We start from the raw sequence: 24,947 nt of genomic DNA on the forward strand, positions 1-24,947 counted from the left end.
TTCCGAATCAACTTATCACTTTACTATATTATCTTGAATTTTGTATTTACTTTTGCAGTCTAAAATTTTGATTATGTATAGAAGTCATAATTGTGGCGAATTAAACGCTTCAAATATTAATACCGAAGTTATACTTGCGGGCTGGGTTCAAAAATCGCGTGATAAAGGATTTATGAATTGGGTCGATTTACGCGACCGTTATGGAATTACACAACTTATTTTCGACGAAAGTCGTACTGATAAAACTGTTTTTGAATTAGCAAAAACACTTGGACGTGAATTTGTAATTCAGGTAAAAGGAACTGTTATTGAGCGTGAAGCTAAAAACAAAAATATTCCAACGGGTGAAATCGAAATTTTAGTTTCTGAATTAACGATTTTAAATTCGGCATTAACTCCTCCATTTACAATTGAAGATGAAACAGACGGTGGAGAAGATATCAGAATGAAATACCGTTATTTGGACATCAGAAGAAATCCAGTAAAAAACAGTTTATTGTTCCGTCATAAAGTAGCAATGGAAGTTCGTAAATATCTATCTGATTTAGATTTCTGCGAAGTTGAAACGCCTTACTTAATCAAATCGACTCCAGAAGGAGCAAGAGATTTCGTTGTACCAAGCCGTATGAACGAAGGTCAGTTTTATGCATTGCCACAATCTCCACAAACTTTCAAACAACTTTTGATGGTAGGTGGAATGGATAAATATTTCCAGATCGTGAAATGTTTCCGTGATGAAGATTTACGTGCAGACCGTCAGCCTGAGTTTACACAAATTGACTGTGAAATGGCATTTGTGGAGCAAGAAGACATTTTGAATGTTTTTGAAGGATTGACAAGACATTTATTAAAAGAAATCAAAGGTATTGAAGTAGACAAATTCCCAAGAATTACCTACGACTATGCAATGAAAACATACGGAAACGACAAACCGGACATTCGTTTCGGAATGAAGTTTGGAGAATTAAACGAATTTGCACAACACAAAGAATTCCCTGTATTCAATGCAGCTGAATTAGTTGTCGGAATCGCTGTTCCTGGAGCTGGAAATTACACTCGTAAAGAAATCGATGGATTAATTGACTGGGTAAAACGCCCACAAGTTGGAGCGTCTGGAATGGTTTATGTAAAATGTAACGAAGACGGAACATACAAATCATCTGTAGATAAATTCTACGATAATGATGATTTAGCAAACTGGGCAAAAGCAACAGAAGCAAATCCTGGAGATATGATTTTTGTACTTTCTGGTCCTGCAAACAAAACACGCGTACAGCTTTCTGCTTTACGTATGGAATTAGCAACTCGTTTAGGATTGCGTAATCCTGAAGAATTTGCTCCGTTATGGGTTGTAGATTTCCCATTATTGGAATTAGATGAAGAAAGTGGCCGCTATCATGCAATGCACCACCCATTTACTTCTCCAAAACCAGAAGACATGGCGCTATTGGAAACTGAACCAGGAAAAGTTCGTGCAAATGCATACGATATGGTTTTAAACGGAAACGAAATTGGAGGTGGATCTATTCGTATTCACGATAAAGCGACACAACAATTAATGTTCAAATATCTAGGATTTACCGAAGAAGAAGCAAAAGCACAATTTGGATTCTTAATGGATGCCTTCCAGTTTGGAGCGCCGCCACACGGTGGTTTAGCTTTTGGTTTGGATAGATTAGTTGCTATTTTAGGAGGTCAAGAAACGATTAGAGATTTTATTGCATTCCCTAAAAACAATTCAGGACGCGATGTTATGATTGATGCACCTGCTGCAATTGATGACGCACAATTGAAAGAACTTCGAATTAAAGTCGATATTGCTTAATTGCAATAAATTAATCATAAAAAATAAAAAAGCCGTTGAAAATTCAGCGGCTTTTTTATTTTAACGAAATGTTAAGAAAAATCCTAGTCGCATTTTTTTTTGAATTATCATATTCTTACAATTGAAACATTTTCATATTCCTACAATTAATGATTCGCAAATTAAGGCATTCCATAAGCAAATCGATGCAATAAAGCACGTAAAAAGACTGTAAATCAATAATTTTTACAAAAAATTAACACGTATATGTCTTTTGTATGATTTTATATATTACATTTGTTTTATTATAAATTATTATTACAATTACAATGCGTACAGGTACAGTAAAATTTTTCAATGAATCTAAAGGTTATGGATTCATTACAGACGAAGAAACAGGAAAGGACATCTTCGTTCACGCTTCAGGAATTAACGCGGAAGAATTACGCGAAGGTGACCGTGTAAGCTATGAAGAAGAAGAAGGAAGAAAAGGGAAAGTTGCTGCTAAAGTAGCAGTAATCTAAGAAAAATATAGCAATTTATTTTTTTTGCCTCTGAATGGTCTAAGAAGACGTCCCGAAGTATTCGGGACGTTTTTTTTTGGCCTTATTCTTAAAAAAATATTAAAATAACACAATGTTATTTATAATGAATAAAAATTAGACATAAACAAGGTTTCGCACCCTACTTAAATCCTTTTTTAACTTGTGTTTTACAGACTTCCAAGTTATCTTTGTGGCTCATTTTTTAAGTATAAAACCTAAGTTTATGCAATCAGATCAATACAGTTACATTCCTATTTTAATGCAGTTTATTTTAGCTGTTGGTTTTGTGGTAGGAACAATCATCATTTCTGGGAAATTAGGACCAAAAAGATCCTCTGAAGTTAAAGATCAAAACTTCGAATGCGGTATCGAATCTGTTGGTAACGCCCGTATTCCTTTTTCTGTAAAATACTTCTTAGTTGCCATTTTGTTTGTATTGTTCGACGTAGAGGTTATATTCCTTTATCCATGGGCAGTAAACTTCAAAGACTTAGGAATTGAAGGAATGTTAAAAATGTTAGTTTTCATGTCTTTGCTTTTGGTTGGTTTCTTTTATATCATCAAAAAGAAAGCATTAGAGTGGGAATAATTTAGAGATTTTAGATTTTAGATTTCTGATTTTAGATTAACCGATTTAGAATTAAGATTTAAAATTTAATCCTCGAATAAAAATTTGATTTAAAAAATTGATTTTACTTTTTTACGATTTCAAAGAATCTAAAATCTAAAATCAGAAATCTAAAATAAAATGAGCGATTCAAAAGTAAATATGGTTGCGCCGCCAGAAGGAGTTACTGGTGAAGGTTTCTTCGCTACAAAACTTAGCGATGTTGTTGGTTTAGCAAGAGCCAACTCATTATGGCCGCTTCCTTTCGCGACTTCATGCTGTGGTATCGAATTCATGGCAACAATGGCATCTCACTACGATTTAGCTCGATTTGGTTCTGAGCGTGTGAGTTTCTCTCCTCGTCAAGCAGACATGTTACTTGTAATGGGAACTATTTCTAAAAAAATGGCTCCAATTTTAAGACAAGTATACGAACAAATGGCCGAGCCTCGCTGGGTAATTGCTGTTGGAGCATGTGCTTCATCAGGAGGAGTATTTGACACCTATTCAGTTCTTCAAGGAATTGATAAAGTAATTCCTGTTGATGTTTATGTACCAGGATGCCCTCCAAGACCAGAACAAATTGTTGATGGAGTTATGAGACTACAAGACTTAGTAAAAAGTGAATCTGTAAGAAGAAGAAGCTCTCCAGAATACCAAGAATTATTAGCTTCATATAATATCTCATAAGATGGCCTTAGAAAATACCCTGATTCAAGACAAACTTGTAGAAACATTTAACAACGATGTTTTTAACTTTCAGCAAGAAAGAGATATTTTTTCTTTAGAAGCTTCGGCTGATAAAATCACACCGTTGATTCTATTCCTTAAAAACGATCCAGAATTACGTTTTCATTTCTTAACAGATTTGTGCGGCATTCACTATCCAGATAACGAAACAGAACGTCAGTTTGCAATTGTGTATCATTTGCACAACTGGTACGAAAACAAAAGATTAAAAATCAAAGTTTTCTTAAACGGAGAAAAACCAGAAATTAAATCGGTTTCAAATATTTTCTTGTCTTCCAATTGGATGGAAAGAGAAACTTACGATTTCTTTGGAGTTAACTTTATAGGACATCCTCAATTGAAACGTATTTTAAATATGGACGAAATGCAATCTCACCCAATGAGAAAAGAATTCCCATTGGAAGATAGCGGAAGAACTGATAAGGATGACAGGTTCTTTGGAAGAACAACAACAAATTGCTAAAAAATAATTCAACATTATAAAATGTCAGAACTATTATTACCACCAGAGCATCGCTATGCTAAAATAATTAAGGAGAGACTAAACGACGACGGAAGCGAACTTTCTGTACTGAATTTAGGTCCGACTCACCCTGCAACACACGGTATTTTCCAAAATATCTTATTGATGGATGGTGAAAAAATTCTTGAGGCTGAGCCAACTATTGGTTACATCCATAGAGCATTCGAAAAAATTGCCGAAAATCGTCCTTTTTACCAAATTACACCTCTTACAGACCGTATGAACTATTGTTCATCTCCTATTAATAATATGGGATGGTGGATGACCGTAGAAAAACTATTAGGTATTGAAGTTCCAAAAAGAGCACAATATTTAAGAGTTATCGTTATGGAATTGGCTCGTATTACGGACCACATTATCTGTAACGGAATTTTAGGGGTTGATACTGGTGCGTATACTGGTTTCTTATACGTATTTCAATTTAGAGAAAAAATCTACGAAATCTACGAAGAAATTTGTGGAGCTCGTTTGACTACAAATATGGGAAGAATCGGTGGTTTTGAAAGAGACTGGTCTCCAGAAGTTTTCAAAAAACTAGACAAATTCCTAGAAGAATTCCCTCCAGTTTGGCAGGAATTCCAAAACTTATTCGAAAGAAATAGAATTTTCCTTGATAGAACTGTAAACGTTGGTGGTATCAGTGCCGAAAAAGCAATGGCTTACGGATTTACAGGTCCAAACTTACGTGCTGCCGGAGTTGATTACGATGTTCGTGTAGCACAACCTTATTCATCTTACGAAGATTTCGATTTTATTGTTCCTGTTGGAAAATCAGGAGATACTTATGATCGTTTCTGTGTTCGTAATGCTGAAGTTTGGGAGAGTTTAAGCATCATTCGTCAGGCGTTAGAAAAAATGCCTCCAGGAAACGAATATCATGCTGAAGTTCCAGATTACTACCTTCCTCCAAAAGAAGATGTTTACACTTCTATGGAATCTTTAATTTATCACTTTAAGATCGTAATGGGAGAAGTTCCTGTACCAGTTGCAGAAATCTATCACCCAGTTGAGGGAGGAAATGGAGAACTTGGTTTTTATTTAGTAACAGACGGAAGTAGAACTCCATATAGATTACATTTCAGAAGACCATGCTTTATTTATTATCAAGCATTCCCAGAAATGATTAAAGGCGCTATGCTTTCTGATGCAATTATCATTCTTTCAAGTTTGAACGTAATTGCAGGAGAATTAGACGCATAACAAATTGTAGATTTTAGATTGTAGATTTTAGATTGCTGATTGAGAATGCAGATTTTAGAATTTAGATTTAAAATTATAATTAGGAATTGAAAAATTCAGATTGAAGAATCTAAAACTTAAAACAAAGATTGCAGAATAAGGATTGTAGATAAAGATTTGAAAAAATCTAAAATCTAAAATCTAAAATCTAAAATAAAAATGGAACGTAAACATTACAAACAAGAAATAAACATGACTGAGGCATTGATGAATCGCATCAATGAATTAATCAGCCATTATCCTGAGGGCAAACAAAAGTCGGCTTTATTGCCTGTTTTACACGAAGTTCAGGATGCACATAACAACTGGCTTAGTATTGAACTGCAAGATAAAGTTGCCGAGATTCTTCAGATAAAACCAATTGAGGTTTATGAAGTGGTTACTTTCTATACAATGTTCAACCAAAAGCCGATTGGAAAGTATATGTTTGAGTTCTGCCAGACTTCTTGTTGCTGTTTAAGAGGTGCCGAAGATTTAATGGATTATACTTCTGAAAAACTAGGCATTAAAATGGGAGAAACAACTCCAGACGGAATGTTTACCATTGCTGGTGTAGAATGTTTAGGTGCTTGCGGATACGCTCCGATGATGCAATTAGGTGATTTCTACAAAGAAAAACTGACAGAAGAAAAAATCGATCAGATCATTGCTGATTGTAGAGATGATAAAATAATATTACACGATAAATAAGATGTCACAAAAAATATTATTAGATAAAATCAATATTCCTGGAATTAAAACCTACGAAGTTTATCGCCAAAATGGTGGTTACGCTTCTGTAGAAAAAGCTTTAAAAACACTTACTCCAGACGAAGTTACTGAAGAAGTAAAAAAATCAGGATTACGTGGTCGTGGGGGTGCAGGTTTCCCTGCCGGAATGAAATGGAGCTTTATTGACAAAAAATCAGGAAGACCAAGACACTTAGTTTGTAATGCCGACGAATCTGAGCCTGGAACATTCAAAGATCGATTTTTGATGGAATATATTCCTCACTTATTGATCGAAGGAATGATTACTTCAAGCTACGCTTTAGGCGCTAACCTATCTTATATCTACATCCGTGGAGAATATATGTGGGTTTTTAAAATCTTAGAAAGAGCAATCGCCGAAGCAAAAGCTGCCGGATGGTTAGGAAAAAATATATTAGGATCAGGTTATGATCTAGAACTTCACGTTCACTGTGGAGCTGGAGCTTATATCTGTGGAGAAGAAACAGCATTAATCGAATCATTGGAAGGTAAAAGAGGAAACCCTCGTATTAAACCACCTTTCCCAGCGGTTTCTGGTCTTTGGGCAAATCCAACTGTGGTAAACAATGTTGAAACAATTGCGACTGTGCCTTGGATTGTAAACAATTCTGGTGATGATTATGCTAAAATTGGAATTGGACGTTCTACTGGAACTAAATTAATTTCTGCTTCTGGACACATCAAAAATCCTGGCGTTTACGAAATTGAACTAGGTTTAAGTGTTGACGAATTCATGAATTCTGACGAATATTTAGGAGGAATGTCTTCTGATCGTCCATTAAAAGCATTTGTACCAGGAGGTTCTTCTGTGCCAATCTTACCTGCTGACTTGATTTTCAAAACAGCAAATGGCGAAGATCGTCTAATGACTTACGAATCTTTAAGTGATGGTGGTTTTGCTACTGGATCGATGTTAGGTTCTGGAGGATTTATTGTTTATAACGATACCGCTTGTGTAGTAAGAAACACTTGGAACTTTGCTCGTTTTTACCACCACGAATCTTGCGGACAATGCACTCCTTGCCGTGAAGGAACGGGATGGTTGGAAAAAATCTTATGGAGAATCGAAAACGGTCAAGGCCGCGAAGAAGATATCGAATTATTGTGGAGCATTCAAAGTAAAATTGAAGGAAACACAATCTGTCCACTTGGTGACGCCGCTTCTTGGCCAGTAGCTGCTGCGATTCGTCACTTTAGAGATGAGTTTGAATATCATGTTCGTTTCCCAGAAAAAATCAAAAATAGAGATCACTTTGTTGCTGAACCTTTTTCACAAGTGAAACATTTAGTAGGCAAACAAACAGTTTAAAAATATAGTTTCAAGTTTCAAGTTTTTTTAGTTTCAAGTCCAACAACCTGAAACTTTAAACCTGAAACTAAAAAAACAAACAAAGAGATGAAAGTAACCATAGACGGTCAAAGTATAGACGTAGAACCAGGAACAACGATCCTGCAGGCTGCACGTATGATTGGAGGGGATTTAGTACCGCCAGCCATGTGCTATTACTCAAAATTAAAAGGCAGCGGCGGTAAATGTCGTTGTTGTTTAGTTGAAGTTTCTAAAGGAAGTGAAGCTGACCCACGACCAATGCCAAAATTGATGGCATCTTGTGTAACAGGATGTATGGATGGTATGGAAGTAAACAGTAAATCGTCTGCAAGGGTAACTGAAGCCCGTAAATCTGTAACAGAATTTTTATTAATCAATCACCCTCTAGATTGTCCTATTTGTGATCAAGCTGGTGAATGTGATTTACAGAATTTAAGTTTCGAGCACGGGAATCCGAAATCACGTTACATTGAAGAGAAAAGAACATTTGAACCAGAAGATATTGGTCCAAATATTCAACTTCACATGAACCGTTGTATTTTATGTCAAAGATGTGTACAAGTTGCAGATCAATTGACAGACAATAGAGTTCATGGAGTATTAGATCGTGGAGATCACGCTAATATTTCAACTGGAATTTCTAAAGCAATCGACAATGAGTTCTCTGGAAACATGATTGACGTTTGTCCGGTTGGAGCTTTAACAGATAAAACTTTCCGCTTTAAATCAAGAGTTTGGTTTAACAAACCTTATAACGCACACAGAGAATGTACTACTCCAGGATGTTGTGGAAAAACTACAGTTTGGATGTTTGGTGGAGAAATTCAGCGTGTAACTGGCCGTAAAGATGAATACCATGAAGTGGAAGAATTCATCTGCAATAGCTGTCGTTTTGATCATAAAAACGTAAATGACTGGGTAATTGAAGGGCCAAGAGAATTTGAAAAAGATTCTGTTATCAACCAAAATAACTACACTCAGAAATTAGAGAAAGTTGAAATCGATACTGAGAAAAATATCCTTTTAGGTAGAGATATTGACCGTAAAAAAATTAGTATGGCAGCGATTCCATTAACTGATAATGATAAAAAAGTTTAAGAAATGGAAAGTGCATTTATTATAGAAAAGAGTGTTGTAATTGTTGTCGTTTTTGCGGTAACAATGATCATGGCAATGTATTCTACTTGGGCAGAACGTAAAGTTGCTGCTTTCTTGCAAGACCGTGTTGGACCAAACCGTGCAGGATGGGGAGGTTTATTACAGCCTCTTGCCGATGGTATGAAATTATTCTCTAAAGAAGAATTCGAACCTAACACTCCTAATAGATTTTTATTCTTCGTAGGTCCAGCGATTGCAATGAGTACCGCTTTGATGACAAGTGCTGTTATTCCTTGGGGAGATAGGCTTCATCTTTTTGGGAGAGACATCATTCTTCAAGCTACAGATGTTAACATAGCTATATTATACATTTTTGGAGTTCTTTCTGTTGGAGTTTACGGCATCATGATTGGTGGATGGGCTTCTAACAATAAATTCTCATTGATGGGAGCTATTCGTGCTGCTTCTCAAATGGTTTCTTACGAGGTTGCAATGGGATTATCAATAATCGCTTTATTGATGATGACTGGAACAATGAGTTTAAAAGTAATTTCTGAACAGCAAGCTGGAATGAATTGGAATGTTTTCTATCAGCCATTATCATTCTTAATTTTCTTAATCTGTTCATTTGCAGAAACAAATAGAACTCCTTTCGATTTAGCAGAATGTGAAAACGAGTTAATTGGAGGTTACCATACAGAATATTCATCAATGAAAATGGGATTTTATCTATTTGCTGAATATGCAAGTATGTTTATCTCGTCTACCATTATTTCTGTATTGTTCTTTGGTGGCTACAACTACCCAGGAATGCAATGGATGGTAGAAAATGTAGGTGTAAATACAGCTAACTTATTAGGAATTGCGGTATTATTTGTAAAAATATGTTTCTTCATATTCTTTTACATGTGGGTGCGTTGGACGATTCCAAGATTTAGATATGACCAATTAATGCATTTAGGCTGGAGAATTTTAATTCCGCTTTCGATCATTAATATCATGATTACGGGTGTTGTTATTTTAAGACACGAAATCTTAGCAGCTTTAGGATTCTAAGAGTCACATCAAGCTTCAAATAAAAAACAAAATAGATTTTGAATTTGATTCATTCAAATTATAAATCATAAACTATAATAGTAAAAATGTCAATAGAAACTATATCATTATCGGGTAGAAAAAAGGTGGTGTCAAATAAGGACATGTCTTTTGTTGAACGATTGTATCTTGTGGCGATTATAAAAGGTCTAGTTATTACTGTAAAACACCTTTTTAGAAAAAAAGTTACGATTCATTATCCTGAGCAAGTTCGTGAAATGAGCCCAGTTTATCGTGGTCAGCATATGCTGAAACGCGACGAACAAGGTAGAGAAAACTGTACTGCTTGTGGATTATGCGCTTTATCATGCCCTGCTGAAGCTATCACTATGAAAGCTGCAGAACGAAAGCCTGATGAAAAACATTTATATAGAGAAGAGAAATACGCTGAAATCTACGAAATCAATATGCTTCGTTGTATTTTCTGCGGTTTATGTGAAGAAGCTTGTCCAAAAGATGCTATTTACTTAACAGAATCTAAAGTATTAGTTCCTGCTAACTACAATAGAGAAGATTTCATTTTCGGGAAAGATAAATTAGTGATGCCTTTAGAAATGGCTATGAAAAATGCTCAACTTAAAAACGCTAACTAAATGATACATATTCCAGATTTTGCACACGCAACAACTATTCAAGTTATCTTTTGCTTTTTAGCGTTCATTACCGTTATTACTGCTTTCTTGACTATTTTCAGCAGAAACCCGATTCATAGTGCCATCTATTTGGTAATTTGTTTCTTTTCTATTGCTGGTCATTATTTACTATTAAATTCTCAGTTCTTAGCTGTTGTACATGTAATAGTCTACTCCGGAGCTATTATGATTCTGTTCCTGTTTACCATCATGTTGATGAACCTGAACGAACAGCGAGAAGTTCACCGTCCTAGAATTACACGCTTAGGTGCTATTGTTTCTTTCTGTTTAATATTGATTGTTCTAATCACAATCTTTATCAACTCAAAACCAATTGTTGGTGAATACGATTCTACTGGAGAAGATTTCCAATCAATTAAAGTTTTAGGTAAAATATTATTGAACGAATATATGGTTCCGTTCGAATTTGCTTCAATCTTACTTTTGGTTGCTATGATTGGAACAGTTCTATTGTCTAAAAAAGAAAAATTAAATAAATAATGGGTAATATATTAAATCAAATAGGTATTGAAAACTACATCTTTTTGAGTGTTGTACTTTTCTGTATTGGAATTTTTGGTGTATTGTACAGACGAAATGCTATTATCGTTTTCATGTCTATCGAAATTATGTTGAATGCGGTAAACCTTTTATTTGTTGCTTTTTCAACTTATCATCAAGATGCACAAGGACAAGTTTTTGTGTTCTTCTCGATGGCGGTTGCTGCAGCCGAAGTTGCGGTAGGATTGGCCATTTTAGTTTCTATCTTTAGAAATATTGGATCAATCAGTATCGATAATTTAAAAAATTTAAAAGGATAATCAGAAATGGATACCAATTTAGCTTTAATTTTAGTTTTAACTCCTTTACTAGGTTTTCTAGTAAATGTCTTTTTTGGAAAAAGCTTAGGCAAAACAGTTTCTGGTGCAATCGGAACTATTGCCGTAGCAATTTCTTTTGTTGTTTCTCTTTTACTTTTTAATCAAATAACTTCAACCGGAAAAGGAATCGAAGTTACTTTATTTGATTGGATTCAAATTAGCAACTTAAAAATCAATCTTGGATTTTTATTAGATCAATTATCTGTTCTTTGGTTACTTTTTGTAACGGGAATCGGATCTTTGATTCACTTATACTCTATCAGTTACATGCACGATGATGAAAATATGCACAAATTCTTTGCTTATTTAAATCTATTCGTATTCTTCATGATTACACTTGTAATTGGAAGCAACTTATTAGTTCTTTTCATTGGATGGGAAGGTGTTGGACTTTGTTCTTACCTATTAATTGGATTCTGGCATAAAAACCAAGATTACAATGATGCTGCAAAAAAAGCTTTCATCATGAACAGAATTGGAGATTTAGGTCTATTAATCGGAATGTTCATCATTGGATCAATGTTTTCAACATTAGATTATGCAACTTTGAAAACAGCTATTGCTGGAGCTTCAAACTTAGATTTACCTTTACTTTCTTTAGCTGCTTTATGCTTGTTTATTGGAGCTTGTGGTAAGTCTGCTCAAATTCCGTTATACACTTGGTTACCTGATGCGATGGCTGGTCCAACTCCAGTTTCTGCTTTAATCCACGCGGCTACGATGGTTACTGCTGGTATCTTTATGGTAACAAGATTAAACTTTGTTTTTGACCTTGCAACAGACGTTCAATCTGTAATTGCAATTATTGGAGCAATCACTTCATTAGTTGCGGCTACAATTGGATTAGTTCAAAATGACATCAAAAAAGTATTGGCTTACTCTACAGTTTCTCAATTAGGTTTAATGTTTTTAGCATTAGGATTTGGAGCTTATGAAGTAGCGGTTTTCCACGTAATCACTCACGCTTTCTTTAAAGCATGTTTATTCTTAGGATCTGGATCTGTAATTCACGGATTGCATGGAGAACAAGATATGCGTAACATGGGAGGTTTGCGTAAAGCAATGCCAATCACATTCTGGACAATGTTAATTTCTTCATTAGCAATTTCTGGAGTTCCATTTTTCTCAGGATTCTTTTCTAAAGACGAAATTTTATTGACAGCATTCCACCACAGCATTCCATTATACGTTGTTGGATCTGTTGCTTCAATTATGACAGCTTTCTATATGTTCCGTTTGATGTTCTTAACTTTCTTCAAAGAATTTAGAGGAACTGAAGAGCAAAAGCATCATTTACACGAAAGTGGTTCATTAATTACTATTCCGCTTATTATATTAGCTATTTTGGCAACTTTTGGCGGATTGATTAGTTTACCTGGAAACAGCTGGTTAAATGGTTACCTTGCTCCTCTTTTCACGAAAGTGGCAGGCGAAGAGCATCATTTAGGCACAACTGAATATACTTTAATGGGTGTTGCTGTTTTAGGTGGATTATTAGGAATTTTAATAGCTTACATAAAATACTTTAAACAAGATAATATTCCAGAATCTGATGAAAATATTACTGGATTCAGCAAAGTGTTATACAACAAATACTATGTAGATGAAGTTTACGACGCTGTATTTGTAGCACCAGTTAATAGTTTATCTAAATTCTTTAGAGATTATATCGAGACAGGATTGTCTGCTCTTGTTTTCGGATTAGGTAAAATAGCAAACGAGATTGCTTTCCAAGGAAAAAAATTACAAACCGGAAGTATAGGATTATATCTATTTGTATTTGTTTTAGGACTTTGTGCAATTGTTTCCTATATATTTTTAGCTCAATAATATTATTACTATGAACGTTTCTACTATATTAATTATACTTTTAATTGGTGCATTTGCCACTTATTTTTCTGGTGACAAACTAGCTTCAAAAGTTGCTTTACTTTTCAGTTTAGCCGCTTTAGGATGTTCAATTGTATTATTGAATAATTATAATGCAGGTGAAAATATCAGCGTAATCAACAGCTGGATTAATCAACCAAAAATTTCATTCGCTTTAAACGGTGATGGACTTGGACTTGCAATGGTTTTATTGACCGCAGCTTTAACTCCGATAATCATATTTTCTTCTTTCGGAAATGAATATAAAAATGCAAAAGGCTTCTATGCTCTGATCTTGTTTATGGCTTTTGCTATGACTGGGACTTTCTTAGCTGCTGATGGTCTTTTATATTATATTTTCTGGGAGCTAGCACTTATTCCAATCTACTTTATTGCTTTGATCTGGGGTAATGGTGATGCTGAAGAGCGCAGAAAAGCAGTGGTTAAATTCTTTATTTATACACTGGCAGGTTCGTTATTTATGTTAACTGCGTTTATTTATTTATACCAAAAAGCAGGTTCTTTCTTAATCGAAGATTTATATAAAGTAAACTTATCTGCTTGCGAGCAATTCTGGATTTTCTTGGCTTTCTTCTTAGCTTATGCAATCAAAATTCCAATTATACCTTTCCACACTTGGCAGGCAAATGTGTACCAAAAAGCACCAACTGTTGGAACAATGCTTTTATCTGGTATCATGCTAAAAATGGGATTGTACAGCGTACTTCGTTGGCAATTGCCACTTGCACCAATCGCTGCTAAAGAATACATGTATATCTTTATTGGTTTAGGAATTGCAGGTGTAATCTACGGTTCAATCGTTGCATTGAGACAAAAAGATTTAAAGAAATTATTAGCTTATTCTTCTCTTGCTCACGTTGGATTAATCGCGGCAGGATCTTACACTCTAACTCTTGATGGCTTTAGAGGTGCTGTAATGCAAATGATCGCTCACGGTTTTGTTGTAGTGGGATTATTCTTCGCTGCTGAAATAATTTTCAGAAGATTCGAAACTAGAGAAATTTCAGAAATGGGCGGTATCCGTACACAGTCTCCAAAATTCACTTCAATGTTTTTGATCTTAGTATTGGCTTCTGTTGCTTTACCAAGTACATTTAACTTTGTTGGAGAGTTTACAGTATTATACAGTTTATCTCAAATCAATATCTGGTTCGCGATCCTTGGTGGAACAACAATCATTTTAGGAGCTTACTATATGTTAAGAATGTTCCAGCATGTAATGTTAGGAGAAACAAATGCAAAAACTTTTGCTGATGTTACACTTAACGAAGGAATTTCATTTGCCGTAATTATCGCTGTTTTATTATTCTTTGGTTTCTATCCAAAACCAATTACAGATTTGATTACACCAAGCTTGGAAAACATTTTACAAGTTATCAATAAGAACTAATATTTTAAACAAAAAATAAATTAGGATTACATTTAAAAATTGAAATCCTAAATCAAAAAGATAAAAATGAATACATTAATAGCTATAACAGGATTGGGTATTTTCTGCCTATTGTTTGAAATTCTTAATTTAAGAAAGGCCATTATTCCTATTACCATTTTAGGTTTATTAGGTGTATTGGCACTTAATTATTGCGAATTTGGAACAGAACAAAGTTATTACAACAATATGATAGCGGTAAGCAAGTTTTCTACAGCTTTTTCATCATTGTTTATCGTTTTGACGATTTTCCTTGTAGCATTAAGTCATAATTTCTATCAAAATCATCAAGCAAAAATTTCAGACTACGTTGCGATTAAAATATTTTTACTAGCTGGAGCTGTTGCAATGGTTTCTTTTGGAAACTTAGCTATGTTCTTTTTAGGAATTGAAATTTTATCTATTGCTTTATATGTACTTGCTGCTAGTGATCGTTTGAATATCAAAAGTAACGAAGCTGGTATGAAATATTTCTTAATGGGATCATTTGCTTCAGGAATTATCCTATTCGGAATCTGTTTGATTTACGGTGCAATGGGAAGTTTTGACATTAGTGAAATTCACGAAAGTGCTTTATCTGCAGAATTGCCAATCTGGTTTCCAATCGGAATGATTTTAATGGTTATTGGAATGCTATTTAAAGTAGCGGCAGTACCTTTTCATTTCTGGGCTCCAGATGTATACGAAGGTTCTCCAGCTTTAACAACTGCTTTAATGAGTACATTGGCAAAAGTTGTGGCAATTGCAACTTTATTTAAACTGATTGCTGGTATGAATTTCATTTCTTCATTAGATAATCAAGACCTATTGCATACTTTTGAAGTGATCGTTGTTATAATTTCAATTGCCTCAATGTCTGTTGGTAATATTATGGCGCTAAGACAAGTAAACGTAAAACGTATGCTTGCTTTTTCTGGAATCTCTCATGCTGGTTTCATGTTAATGACATTATTAACGGTTTCAGCTTCAGCAGGAGTTTTATTATATTACACTACTGCTTATGCATTAGCTGGAATCGCGGCTTTCAGTGTTATTTTGTACGTTTGCAGAGATCGCGATAACGAAGACATTACAAATTTCCATGGTTTAGGAAAAACAAATCCGTTATTGGCAGCAATCCTTACCGCTTCACTATTATCAATGGCCGGAATTCCTATTTTCTCTGGATTCTTTGCTAAGTTATTCTTATTCAATCAAACTATTCAAGCAGGATATATCGGTTTAGTAATTGTTGCCGTGATTAACTCTATTATTAGTGTTGGATATTATTTCAAACTAATCATCGCGATGTATTCAAAAGAACCAAACGAGGAAAGAACAGGTAGACCATTCCTTATTTATGCAACGGCTGTAATATCAATTGTTCTAAACATTGCATTAGGTTTATTCCCATCATTAGTTTTAGATTTATTGAAATAACATAATCCTTTACTTAAAATACAAAATCCATCAAAAAACATATTTGATGGATTTTTTTTATGCTCTAAATTAAGAACAGAAATTCATGTTAAAAAATTCCATCCAACAATTGCACTTCAAAAAATCTCCATATATTTGAGTTCAATTAAATGTATTAAAATATGAACTTTAATTCAAAAAATCCATTTTTAAACAGTAAGCGTTTTTCATCAAATGCTGAACCAAGAACAGAAGTACACCATGCTCAAATTATTGATTACAATCAAGATATGACGGTGTCTGGAACAATCAACAAAACAGCAATCTTATTTCTTATTTTATGCGGTGCTGCTATGGTGACATGGTGGATGACTTTTAACGGAATAAACCCTATGTTGCCAACAATTGGAGGAGCAATTGTTGGTTTCATTTTAGTATTAGTTTCTTCATTCAAACCACAGTTATCACCGTATCTAGCACCAGGATATGCTTTATTTGAAGGATTATTTATAGGAGGTATTTCTGCAATATTTGAATTAAAATTTCCTGGAATCGTAATTAACGCAGTTGGAGCAACTCTTGTTACTTTCTTAGTCTGCCTTGGTTTATATAAATTTAAAATTGTTAAAGTTACTGAACAGTTCAAATCTGTTGTAGTGGCTGCAACATTGGCAATTGCGACTTATTATTTAATTTCTTGGGTTGTGTCAATGTTTTCAAGCTGGACACCTGTTCATTACGGAAATTCTATGATGAGTATTGGTATCAGCGTTTTTGTTATTATTATTGCTGCGCTTAACCTTTTCTTAGATTTTGATTTAATTGAAAAAGGAGCGAGAGAAAAAATGCCAAAATTTATGGAATGGTATGGAGCAATGGGATTAATGATTACATTAGTTTGGTTGTATATCGAATTTCTAAGACTTTTAACAAAAATTTCTAGTAGAGACTAACAAGTTTTTTTAAATAAAATAAGAGCCTTTTTGAGTAAATCAAAAGGGCTTTTTTTATTGCTATAGATTAAATTTTGAATACCAAATCGATATTCTAATTAAATCTTCTAAGAATAATCTTTTATTCAAAACACAAAAAGAATCTATTTCCTACAAAAAAAATAAAATGTAATTTATGTAATAAAAAAAAATTACAACTTCTTTTCATTCTTTTTGTTTAACGTTTAAAATTTAAAAAAGCGAGAAAAATACGGCTTTCCGTACTCGATACGCGTTGTGTAATAAATTACAATTAATGCAATTTATTACATTTTTATTATTTTAAAAACACAATATTTCAAGTATTCTCTTTTTTTTAGCAAAAAAATTATCGTATTAAAAATTAATATATAATTTTGTGTAATCGATTACAATTAAACCACTTGGAATCGGAAGTAAAACCACTTACTTTTTTTATTAACTATCTTAAACAAACCTTATGAAAAAAAACCTACTTTTCATGGCTGTCTTCTTCATGACAGTTCAATTATGGGCCCAAACTATCCAAATTAACGAAGCTTCTGGCTGGCTGGAATCTGCTTTTGTAAAATGGCAGCCTGTCAGCGGTGCCCAAACGTACAATGTCTATTATACTGGTAATGGATTTACAGACAAAAAAATAGATGACCAGCTTATTAGAAGCTACGGATCTTACTTTCGCGCCGACATTCCTGGCCTTAAAGCTGGAACATACACCGTAAAGATAAAACCTGTAGTGAATGGCACAGAAGGAACAGGAGCTACAACTGGTAGTCTAACCGTTAGCGCACAAGACAGAAATGGATTTGCATTTGAAGGCGGTCGTGTTCCTGGAGGATACAGAGCAGACGGAACACCGAAAGACAATGCCGTAATTCTGTACATTACCCAAAACACGAAAAACACCATTTCAATGAATATTACAGGTGCAAGTGCAAATCCTTGTATTGGCCTACAAAATATTCTATATGCTATCAAAAAAGGGAAAGATACGCGTCCGTTTATTATTCGTTTAATTGGAAATATTACGGATATGACCGTTATGGAAGGTGGTGATGTTGTTATTGAAAATTCAAATAATACTTCGAGTTATGTTACCATTGAAGGTGTTGGAGACGACGCTGTTGCAAATGGATGGGGAGTTAGATTAAAATCTGCTTCAAACATAGAAGTAAGCAATCTTGGATTTATGAACTGCGATAGTACGGCAGGCGATAACGTAGGAATGCAACAGGATAATGACCACGTTTGGGTTCACAACTGCGACTTGTTCTACGGAAATGCAGGAAGTGATGCTGACCAAATAAAAGGTGACGGAGCATTAGACAATAAAACTTCGACTTACATTACGATGTCTTACAACCACTTTTGGGATAATGGAAAAGCGAGTCTTCTAGGATTAAGTGAAGGAACAACTTCAGGTTTATATGTTACGTATCACCACAACTGGTTCGATCACTCAGATTCTCGTCATCCTCGCGTGCGCTATTATTCAGCTCACATTTACAACAACTATTATGATGGAGTTTCAAAATATGGAGCAGGTTCAACTATGGGATCTTCACTTTTTGTTGAAGGAAACTATTATAGAAATAGTAAACATCCAATGTTAACTTCTCTACAAGGTTCCGATATTTGGGACGAAGCCAACCAAGTGAATAATGCAGGAACAATGGGAACATTTTCTGGCGAAGCTGGAGGAAGCATTAAAGCATTCAATAATACTTTTGATGCCTCAAACGGTACAAACAATATGCGATTCGTAGCTTATAATGATCCGAATCCGTTGTACAATATCTCTGGAAAAATAAGCTCTACAACCGATTTTGATGCATATGTTGCAGCAACAAGAGGAGAAGTGGTAAGCAGTTCTGTAAAATCTAAATCTGGTGCTAATGTCTATAACAACTTCGATACAGATGCAAATTTGTATGTGAAAAATCTAACAATCGATACTCCGGCAGCGGCAAAAACAAAAACGACTCAATATGCAGGACGTGTTTCTGGAGGGGATTTGAAATGGACGTTTAATAATGCAACAGATGATACTTCTTCTTTAGTTATTACAGCATTAAAAACAGCACTTACAAACTATACTGGAACTTTAGTTGCTGTTCAAGGAGAAGGGAATCCACCTGCTGGAACACAAACTTTAACTTTAACTTCGGCTTCAAACAACAATCAAACCGTTGTAACCGGAACAGCAATTTCTTCCATCGTATTTACATGGGGCGGAGATGCAACTGATGCAACCGTAACTGGATTGCCTGCTTCTGGATTGACTTTTGTAAAAAATACTACAGCTAAAACGATAACTATTTCTGGTACGCCAACTGCAACAGTTTCGTACTCCATTGCAACTTCTGGAACTAGTGGTTCCCCAGCTACTGGTTCTGGAACTGTAACAGTAACTCCAGCTGGAACACAAACATTAACTTCATCTGGCAATAATAGCCAAACCGTTTCTTCTGGAACTGCTATTGCTTCAATTGTATTTACTTGGGGCGGAAATGCTACAGATGCATCTGTAACTGGATTACCTGCTTCTGGATTGTCTTTTATAAAAAATACAACTGCAAAAACGATAACTATTACTGGAACTCCAACTGCAAATGTTTCTTATACGGTAATCACTTCAGGAACAGCTGGAACACCAGTATCTGCATCAGGAGCAATAACAGTTACTACAGGTTCTGGTGGAGGATCTGAATTACATAATTTTACAACATCTGGAAAAACAAGCACCTTCTACTCTATTACAGGAAATATGAATTCAACTCCAGGTTCTGTAACTTATAACGGATTAACACTTACTGAACGTCTTAAAATAGAATCAAGCACATCCATAACGTATACAACAGCAAGTGCATCAACTTTGACTTTGGTTTTTGATTCTGCTTTTGCAGGAAGCATTAAAGTAGACAATGTTTCTTATACTGCATCTGCTGGTATTGTAACAGTTTCTGTTGCCGCAGGTTCTCACTCTATCACTAAAAATTCTGTTGCCAACTTATTCTACATCAGCACAGTTTATGGTGGAGGCACACTAAAAACGGCTGCAGTTGCAGATTCAGCAATAACTACTGAATCAACAAAAATAGTTTTATACCCTAATCCTGTTTCAAACACTTTATACTTATCAGATCCTGAACAAAAAGTACAAAAAGTACTTATCTATAATATATCTGGAAATCTAGTGATCAATTCTGGAAATTCTCAAAGTATTGACACAAGCAGTTTAATTCCTGGCACTTACCTAGCCAAAATTTATACTGTCGATGGATCATTTAATCAAACACTAATTAAAAAATAAAAACTAACTTAACTTAAAAAGGCTTCCAAAATTGGAAGCCTTTTTAAATTTCAAATATTATGAATTACAAATCAAATTTAATTCCCTGTGCCAACGGAAGATTTGTGGTGTAGTTAATGGTATTTGTCTGACGTCGCATATATATTTTCCATGCATCAGACCCTGATTCACGTCCTCCTCCAGTTTCTTTTTCACCTCCAAAAGCACCTCCAATTTCAGCACCAGAAGTACCAATATTTACGTTTGCGATTCCACAATCAGAACCTATTGCAGACAGAAATCTTTCGGCTTCACGTAAGTTGTTCGTCATAATTGCAGAAGATAATCCTTGTGCAACTCCATTTTGAATTTCTATCGCATTTTCTACTTCGCCAGAATATTTAATTAAATATAAAACTGGAGCAAAAGTTTCATGCTGTACGATTTCAAACGAATTTTTAGCTTCTGCAATTGCAGGTTTTACATAACAGCCGCTTTCATAACCTTCACCAGATAATACTCCTCCTTCAACAAGGATTTTTCCGCCTTCGGCAACTACTTTATTTAATGCTGCTGCATACATTTCTACTGCATGAGTATCAATTAGTGGTCCAACATGATTTTTTTCGTCAAGCGGATTTCCGATTCTTAACTGTTTATAAGCTGCAACCAAAGCATCTTTCACTTTATCATAAATACTTTCGTGAATAATCAGTCTTCTAGTAGAAGTACATCTTTGTCCAGCAGTTCCGACAGCTCCGAAAACAGCACCAATAACCGTCATTTTAATATCTGCGTCTGGAGTAACAATAATGGCATTATTTCCTCCTAATTCTAACAATGACTTCCCTAATCTTCCTGCAACAGTTTGCGCTACAATTTTCCCCATTCTAGTTGAACCTGTAGCTGAAATAAGCGGAATACGAGTATCTGCTGTCAACAACTCTCCTATTTTATAATCTCCGTTTATTAAACACGAAATTCCTTCTGGAAGATTGTTTTCTTTTATAACTTGAGCAATTATATTTTGGCAGGCAATACCGCAAAGAGGTGTTTTTTCAGATGGCTTCCAAACACAGACATCACCAGAAATCCAAGCTAAAGCTGTGTTCCAAGACCAAACTGCAACTGGAAAATTAAATGCTGAAATGATTCCGACAATTCCAAGCGGATGATATTGTTCATACATTCTATGCCCTGGTCTTTCAGAATGCATTGTTAATCCGTGAAGTTGGCGCGATAAACCTACTGCAAAATCACAGATATCTATCATTTCCTGAACTTCACCATATCCTTCTTGCAATGATTTCCCCATTTCGTAAGAAACCAACTTACCAAGAGCCTCTTTATTTTGTCTTAATTTTTCTCCAAATTGGCGTACAATTTCACCACGTTGTGGAGCAGGAATTAATCTAAATGTTTTAAAAGCTTCTGCTGCGGTTTGAATTGCTTTTTCGTAATCTGCTGCCGATGACATTTTTACCGAAGCAATTAATTTTCCATCAACTGGTGAATAACTTTCCAAAATTTCTCCAGAAGAAAAATTATTAATTCCTGTTGATGTTCCTTCATTTACTGTCTTGATGCCCAATTTATCAAGAGCTTCCTTCATTCCAAATTGCGATGCTATTGTTGCCATTGTAACTTTTTTGGTTAAAATTGTTATATTTTTATGTAAAGATATTGTTTTAGAATTAATTTTTGATTGAAGTTAATTCATAAATGAACGTAAATTTAAGCTTATTTTATAGTATTAACAGAAACGAAACCTCAATATTGAATTTATTTAATGAAATTTGTAGTACTTAAAATTAAAAATATGACTCATTATTGTAGGCTTCTGCTTTGTTTTCTTTTAGTCTCAACAAATATATTTTCTCAAAAAGAAAAAAACTCTTTTTCTGTAGTTCCATTAGGTGTAATGGGCGGTATTGACGAAAAAAATCTTTCGGCTTATTTAATCGCTCCATCAAATACAACCGATTATATTTGTCTTGACGCTGGAACCGTAAACGCGGGAATCGAAAAAGCTATTGAAAAGAAAACTTTTAAAGTTTCTACAAGCGAAGTTTTACGAAAATACATCAAAGGATATTTGATTTCGCACGCACATTTAGATCATGTTTCGGGTTTGATTATTAATTCTCCTGCCGATTCTTCTAAAACAGTTTATGCTACAAATAAATGCATGGAAATGATGGAAAACCATTATTTCAACGATCAGACTTGGGCAAATTTTGGAGACGCAGGGCCAGGGTTTCCTCTAAAAAAATACCATTTTCAGACTTTAAATTTGGGAGAAGAAACTTCTTTGACGAATACCAAAATGAGTGTTAAAGCATTTTCGTTAAGTCATGTTAACCCATTTGAAAGTACTGCTTTCTTAATTAAAAATGAAAATGATTATGCCTTATATCTAGGAGACACAGGACCAGATGAAGTAGAAAAAAGCAATAATCTTCGCGATTTATGGACCGCAGTTGCTCCATTGGTTAAGGCCAAACAATTGAAAGGAATTTTTATTGAAGTTTCATTTCCAAATGAACAGCCAGATAAATTTCTATTTGGTCACTTAACTCCGAATTATTTAATGAAAGAGCTTCATATTCTAGAGAATTTAGCTGGAAAAGGTTCTCTTGAAAACTTTAAAATTATTATTACACATTTAAAACCGCCTGCAAAGAATATTGCAAAAATTAAACAGCAGTTAAAAGGGCAAAATGATTTAGGATTGAAGATTATTTATCCTGAACAGGGGAAAAAGTTTGAATTGTAGTTTTATTTTGCCACTCCCGATAGCTATCGGGATAAAAGGATTTATTTTAATTTCTAAATACAAAACGTAATTAAACCCGACAGGTTTTTAAAAGCCTGTCGGGTTTTCTATTTCTATCAATATTATTTCTTAGCCGTAAATCTCGGATCAGTTTCCATAACAGTTCCGCAATTATCGCAGGTTCTTAAATCTTCTGAATTGTAAAAATGTTCAAAATGAGGAAGGAAATCTTTTTCGATATTATGAAGTTCAAAATACACTTCATACAATTTATGATTGCAGTTATCGCAATGCCAAAGCAAACCATCTGTAAAGCCTTGTCCAGCGCGTTTTCTCTCGATCACAAGTCCGATAGAACCTTCTGAACGAACAGGAGAATGAGGCACTTTTGCAGGATGCAGATACATATCGCCTGCATTTAATTCCATTTCTTTACGTTGACCATCTTCCTGAATGACAACCTTGATATTTCCTTCTAACTGATAAAAAAGTTCTTCTGTTTCGTTATAATGGTAATCTTTTCGTGCATTTGGTCCCGCAACAATCATTACAATATAATCTCCAGAATCAACATATAAGTTTTTATTTCCAACAGGTGGTTTTAGTAAATGACGGTTTTCGTCAATCCATTGCGTCAGGTTAAAAGGTTTTGCTATAGCCATTTTTATTCAAAATTTATGAAAAGCTAAGGTAGTGAAAAGTATTCAGTCTCAGTCGCGGTTTTCAGTTTTGCTGAGACTGATTACTATGGCTGAAAACTGCAACTGAGACTGAATACTTATTTAAATTCTTTTATCAAATAAATATAAACTGGAAGATGATCACTAAAACCTGCTTCGTTAAGTGTGTTTCGCAACGGATAGCCTTTATATGCACCAGAATTTTGAATAAGATATGGTCTGTTGAAAATGCCTGCTTTCCAAAAATTAAAAGTCGAAAAATCAGATTTAACCAGAGAAGCTGTCATGATAATTTGATCAAATATGTTCCAAGAATCACGATACGCAATGGTTCCTAAACCCTTATTGGCAAGCTCTTCAAACGGATTAAAAACTCCAAATTCAACAACTTCAGCTTTTGTGCCCTTTGCACCTAATCCTTCTTTTATGCTTTTATTAAATGGTCCATCATTAAAATCTCCCATTGTCAATACTTTTGCTTGTGGATTAATTTGCTGTAATGAATCAATAATTTTTCGGTTTAATTTTCCTGCGGCTTCACGAAACATTGTTGTTGCTTTTTCTCCACCAGATCTCGAAGGCCAGTGATTTACGATAATATGTATTTCTTCATTCTCTAAAAATCCTGAAACCAAAAGCTGATCTCTGGTAAAAACCCGGTTTTTATTTTCTTTCTTAGCCTCTATTTCGTCATCTAAAACTTCTGATTGTTCCTCTTTTTTTGAAATTTCCTTTTTATAAATGATTAATGGAATATTAGAAAAAGAAGTTGGTCTGAAATACTTTTTCTGATAAAGTAGCGCCACATCGATACCACGTTTATCTGGCGAATCAAAATGAATGATTCCTAAATCCAACGGCTGTAATTTTGGCTCTTTTATCAAATCTTCTAAAACGGCTCTATTTTCTATTTCTGCTCCCCCAATTAAAGTTGGAGCGTTTGAATTCTCGGGTGTACCAATTTCAGATATCACTCTTGCCAAATTTTTTAATTTCTGCTGATATTTCTCTATTGTCCAATGCTGTGCCCCATTTGGAGTCCATTCATCATCATTTGTAAATTCATCATCTACAGTGTCGTAAAGATTTTCAAAATTGTAAAACGCAATTGTATGTATTTTATACTTTTTGGATTGCCCCAATAATATAAAAAACGAAAAAATAAAAAGTAAACCGAGTCTAAATTTTAACTGCATAGAGAAGACATTTAAAAAACAAATCTAATTAAAATTTGTAAGATTTTTACTTTATTAAAAT

Annotated in this window: 22 protein-coding genes; 19 read left to right on the forward strand and 3 right to left on the reverse strand. The window is 34.4% G+C overall.

Going from position 1 to position 24,947, the window contains the following annotated elements; all coding sequences use genetic code 11:
• Nucleotides 1-73 precede the first annotated feature (73 nt).
• The 18 genes from aspS (at nucleotide 74) to LPB248_RS10200 (ending at nucleotide 20,255) form a co-directional block, all read left to right on the forward strand.
• Nucleotides 74-1,825, forward strand: a complete 1,752-nt coding sequence (gene aspS, locus LPB248_RS10115) for an aspartate--tRNA ligase (RefSeq protein ID WP_177211327.1) — start codon at nucleotides 74-76, stop codon at nucleotides 1,823-1,825.
• Between the two features lie 308 nt (nucleotides 1,826-2,133).
• Nucleotides 2,134-2,328 (forward strand): cold-shock protein, encoded by a 195-nt coding sequence (locus LPB248_RS10120; RefSeq protein WP_007137066.1) that lies wholly within the window; start codon nucleotides 2,134-2,136, stop codon nucleotides 2,326-2,328.
• Between the two features lie 244 nt (nucleotides 2,329-2,572).
• Nucleotides 2,573-2,938: an NADH-quinone oxidoreductase subunit A gene (locus LPB248_RS10125; protein ID WP_008466117.1), complete on the forward strand. Its 366-nt coding sequence runs from the start codon at nucleotides 2,573-2,575 to the stop codon at nucleotides 2,936-2,938.
• Between the two features lie 159 nt (nucleotides 2,939-3,097).
• Nucleotides 3,098-3,646: an NADH-quinone oxidoreductase subunit B gene (locus LPB248_RS10130; RefSeq protein WP_095929653.1), complete on the forward strand. Its 549-nt coding sequence runs from the start codon at nucleotides 3,098-3,100 to the stop codon at nucleotides 3,644-3,646.
• 1 nt (nucleotide 3,647) lies between these two features.
• On the forward strand, nucleotides 3,648-4,169 hold the full coding sequence (locus LPB248_RS10135) for an NADH-quinone oxidoreductase subunit C (protein ID WP_177211328.1): 522 nt from the start codon (nucleotides 3,648-3,650) through the stop codon (nucleotides 4,167-4,169).
• Between the two features lie 21 nt (nucleotides 4,170-4,190).
• Nucleotides 4,191-5,429: an NADH-quinone oxidoreductase subunit D gene (locus LPB248_RS10140; RefSeq protein WP_177211329.1), complete on the forward strand. Its 1,239-nt coding sequence runs from the start codon at nucleotides 4,191-4,193 to the stop codon at nucleotides 5,427-5,429.
• A gap of 198 nt (nucleotides 5,430-5,627) precedes the next feature.
• Nucleotides 5,628-6,158, forward strand: a complete 531-nt coding sequence (locus LPB248_RS10145) for a complex I 24 kDa subunit family protein (RefSeq protein ID WP_057115709.1) — start codon at nucleotides 5,628-5,630, stop codon at nucleotides 6,156-6,158.
• Between the two features lies 1 nt (nucleotide 6,159).
• Nucleotides 6,160-7,527 (forward strand): NADH-quinone oxidoreductase subunit NuoF, encoded by a 1,368-nt coding sequence (gene nuoF / locus LPB248_RS10150; RefSeq protein ID WP_177211330.1) that lies wholly within the window; start codon nucleotides 6,160-6,162, stop codon nucleotides 7,525-7,527.
• Between the two features lie 87 nt (nucleotides 7,528-7,614).
• Nucleotides 7,615-8,646 carry a 2Fe-2S iron-sulfur cluster-binding protein gene (locus tag LPB248_RS10155; protein ID WP_111378915.1) on the forward strand — a complete coding sequence of 344 codons (1,032 nt, stop codon included), beginning with the start codon at nucleotides 7,615-7,617 and terminating at the stop codon, nucleotides 8,644-8,646.
• Between the two features lie 3 nt (nucleotides 8,647-8,649).
• The gene (gene nuoH / locus LPB248_RS10160; protein ID WP_177211331.1) at nucleotides 8,650-9,702 is read left to right on the forward strand and encodes an NADH-quinone oxidoreductase subunit NuoH; all 1,053 of its coding nucleotides are present in this window, start codon (nucleotides 8,650-8,652) and stop codon (nucleotides 9,700-9,702) included.
• Nucleotides 9,703-9,788: 86 nt separating this feature from the next.
• The gene (locus tag LPB248_RS10165) at nucleotides 9,789-10,334 is read left to right on the forward strand and encodes a NuoI/complex I 23 kDa subunit family protein (RefSeq protein WP_177211332.1); all 546 of its coding nucleotides are present in this window, start codon (nucleotides 9,789-9,791) and stop codon (nucleotides 10,332-10,334) included.
• On the forward strand, nucleotides 10,335-10,874 hold the full coding sequence (locus LPB248_RS10170) for an NADH-quinone oxidoreductase subunit J (RefSeq protein ID WP_177211333.1): 540 nt from the start codon (nucleotides 10,335-10,337) through the stop codon (nucleotides 10,872-10,874). It begins immediately after the preceding gene.
• Entirely contained in the window at nucleotides 10,874-11,194 is a 321-nt protein-coding gene (nuoK, locus tag LPB248_RS10175; protein WP_008466103.1) for an NADH-quinone oxidoreductase subunit NuoK, read from the forward strand. The genes LPB248_RS10170 and nuoK overlap by 1 nt, the downstream gene beginning before the upstream one ends.
• A 6-nt stretch (nucleotides 11,195-11,200) precedes the next feature.
• On the forward strand, nucleotides 11,201-13,084 hold the full coding sequence (gene nuoL / locus LPB248_RS10180; RefSeq protein ID WP_177211334.1) for an NADH-quinone oxidoreductase subunit L: 1,884 nt from the start codon (nucleotides 11,201-11,203) through the stop codon (nucleotides 13,082-13,084).
• Between the two features lie 10 nt (nucleotides 13,085-13,094).
• Complete coding sequence (locus LPB248_RS10185) at nucleotides 13,095-14,534, forward strand: NuoM family protein (RefSeq protein ID WP_177211335.1); 1,440 nt, start codon at nucleotides 13,095-13,097, stop codon at nucleotides 14,532-14,534.
• Between the two features lie 66 nt (nucleotides 14,535-14,600).
• Nucleotides 14,601-15,992, forward strand: a complete 1,392-nt coding sequence (locus LPB248_RS10190) for an NADH-quinone oxidoreductase subunit N (protein WP_177211336.1) — start codon at nucleotides 14,601-14,603, stop codon at nucleotides 15,990-15,992.
• Between the two features lie 161 nt (nucleotides 15,993-16,153).
• The gene (locus LPB248_RS10195; RefSeq protein ID WP_177211337.1) at nucleotides 16,154-16,924 is read left to right on the forward strand and encodes a Bax inhibitor-1/YccA family protein; all 771 of its coding nucleotides are present in this window, start codon (nucleotides 16,154-16,156) and stop codon (nucleotides 16,922-16,924) included.
• 478 nt (nucleotides 16,925-17,402) lie between these two features.
• On the forward strand, nucleotides 17,403-20,255 hold the full coding sequence (locus LPB248_RS10200; RefSeq protein WP_177211338.1) for a T9SS type A sorting domain-containing protein: 2,853 nt from the start codon (nucleotides 17,403-17,405) through the stop codon (nucleotides 20,253-20,255).
• Nucleotides 20,256-20,319: 64 nt separating this feature from the next.
• Here the strand turns inward: LPB248_RS10200 and LPB248_RS10205 are convergent, their stop codons facing one another.
• Nucleotides 20,320-21,873, reverse strand: a complete 1,554-nt coding sequence (locus LPB248_RS10205; protein ID WP_177211339.1) for an aldehyde dehydrogenase family protein — start codon at nucleotides 21,871-21,873, stop codon at nucleotides 20,320-20,322.
• A gap of 150 nt (nucleotides 21,874-22,023) precedes the next feature.
• Between LPB248_RS10205 and LPB248_RS10210 the strand changes: the two genes are divergently transcribed.
• Entirely contained in the window at nucleotides 22,024-23,010 is a 987-nt protein-coding gene (locus LPB248_RS10210) for an MBL fold metallo-hydrolase (protein WP_255462915.1), read from the forward strand.
• A gap of 122 nt (nucleotides 23,011-23,132) precedes the next feature.
• On the opposite strand, the gene LPB248_RS10215 is transcribed toward LPB248_RS10210, so the two are convergent.
• On the reverse strand, nucleotides 23,133-23,672 hold the full coding sequence (locus LPB248_RS10215) for a 3-hydroxyanthranilate 3,4-dioxygenase (protein WP_177211340.1): 540 nt from the start codon (nucleotides 23,670-23,672) through the stop codon (nucleotides 23,133-23,135).
• 116 nt (nucleotides 23,673-23,788) lie between these two features.
• Nucleotides 23,789-24,886, reverse strand: a complete 1,098-nt coding sequence (locus LPB248_RS10220; protein WP_177211341.1) for an endonuclease/exonuclease/phosphatase family protein — start codon at nucleotides 24,884-24,886, stop codon at nucleotides 23,789-23,791.
• Nucleotides 24,887-24,947: the final 61 nt, after the last annotated feature.

This window comes from Flavobacterium sp. LPB0248 (genome assembly GCF_013388355.1).
Lineage (GTDB): Bacteria > Bacteroidota > Bacteroidia > Flavobacteriales > Flavobacteriaceae > Flavobacterium.

Coding starts and splice junctions, on each gene's coding strand:
- aspS (WP_177211327.1), top strand. CDS start 74: ATGTATAGAAGTCATAATTGTGGCGAATTAAACGCTTCAAATATTAAT.
- LPB248_RS10120 (WP_007137066.1), top strand. CDS start 2,134: ATGCGTACAGGTACAGTAAAATTTTTCAATGAATCTAAAGGTTATGGA.
- LPB248_RS10125 (WP_008466117.1), top strand. CDS start 2,573: ATGCAATCAGATCAATACAGTTACATTCCTATTTTAATGCAGTTTATT.
- LPB248_RS10130 (WP_095929653.1), top strand. CDS start 3,098: ATGAGCGATTCAAAAGTAAATATGGTTGCGCCGCCAGAAGGAGTTACT.
- LPB248_RS10135 (WP_177211328.1), top strand. CDS start 3,648: ATGGCCTTAGAAAATACCCTGATTCAAGACAAACTTGTAGAAACATTT.
- LPB248_RS10140 (WP_177211329.1), top strand. CDS start 4,191: ATGTCAGAACTATTATTACCACCAGAGCATCGCTATGCTAAAATAATT.
- LPB248_RS10145 (WP_057115709.1), top strand. CDS start 5,628: ATGGAACGTAAACATTACAAACAAGAAATAAACATGACTGAGGCATTG.
- nuoF (WP_177211330.1), top strand. CDS start 6,160: ATGTCACAAAAAATATTATTAGATAAAATCAATATTCCTGGAATTAAA.
- LPB248_RS10155 (WP_111378915.1), top strand. CDS start 7,615: ATGAAAGTAACCATAGACGGTCAAAGTATAGACGTAGAACCAGGAACA.
- nuoH (WP_177211331.1), top strand. CDS start 8,650: ATGGAAAGTGCATTTATTATAGAAAAGAGTGTTGTAATTGTTGTCGTT.
- LPB248_RS10165 (WP_177211332.1), top strand. CDS start 9,789: ATGTCAATAGAAACTATATCATTATCGGGTAGAAAAAAGGTGGTGTCA.
- LPB248_RS10170 (WP_177211333.1), top strand. CDS start 10,335: ATGATACATATTCCAGATTTTGCACACGCAACAACTATTCAAGTTATC.
- nuoK (WP_008466103.1), top strand. CDS start 10,874: ATGGGTAATATATTAAATCAAATAGGTATTGAAAACTACATCTTTTTG.
- nuoL (WP_177211334.1), top strand. CDS start 11,201: ATGGATACCAATTTAGCTTTAATTTTAGTTTTAACTCCTTTACTAGGT.
- LPB248_RS10185 (WP_177211335.1), top strand. CDS start 13,095: ATGAACGTTTCTACTATATTAATTATACTTTTAATTGGTGCATTTGCC.
- LPB248_RS10190 (WP_177211336.1), top strand. CDS start 14,601: ATGAATACATTAATAGCTATAACAGGATTGGGTATTTTCTGCCTATTG.
- LPB248_RS10195 (WP_177211337.1), top strand. CDS start 16,154: ATGAACTTTAATTCAAAAAATCCATTTTTAAACAGTAAGCGTTTTTCA.
- LPB248_RS10200 (WP_177211338.1), top strand. CDS start 17,403: ATGAAAAAAAACCTACTTTTCATGGCTGTCTTCTTCATGACAGTTCAA.
- LPB248_RS10205 (WP_177211339.1), bottom strand. CDS start 21,873: ATGGCAACAATAGCATCGCAATTTGGAATGAAGGAAGCTCTTGATAAA.
- LPB248_RS10210 (WP_255462915.1), top strand. CDS start 22,024: ATGAAATTTGTAGTACTTAAAATTAAAAATATGACTCATTATTGTAGG.
- LPB248_RS10215 (WP_177211340.1), bottom strand. CDS start 23,672: ATGGCTATAGCAAAACCTTTTAACCTGACGCAATGGATTGACGAAAAC.
- LPB248_RS10220 (WP_177211341.1), bottom strand. CDS start 24,886: ATGCAGTTAAAATTTAGACTCGGTTTACTTTTTATTTTTTCGTTTTTT.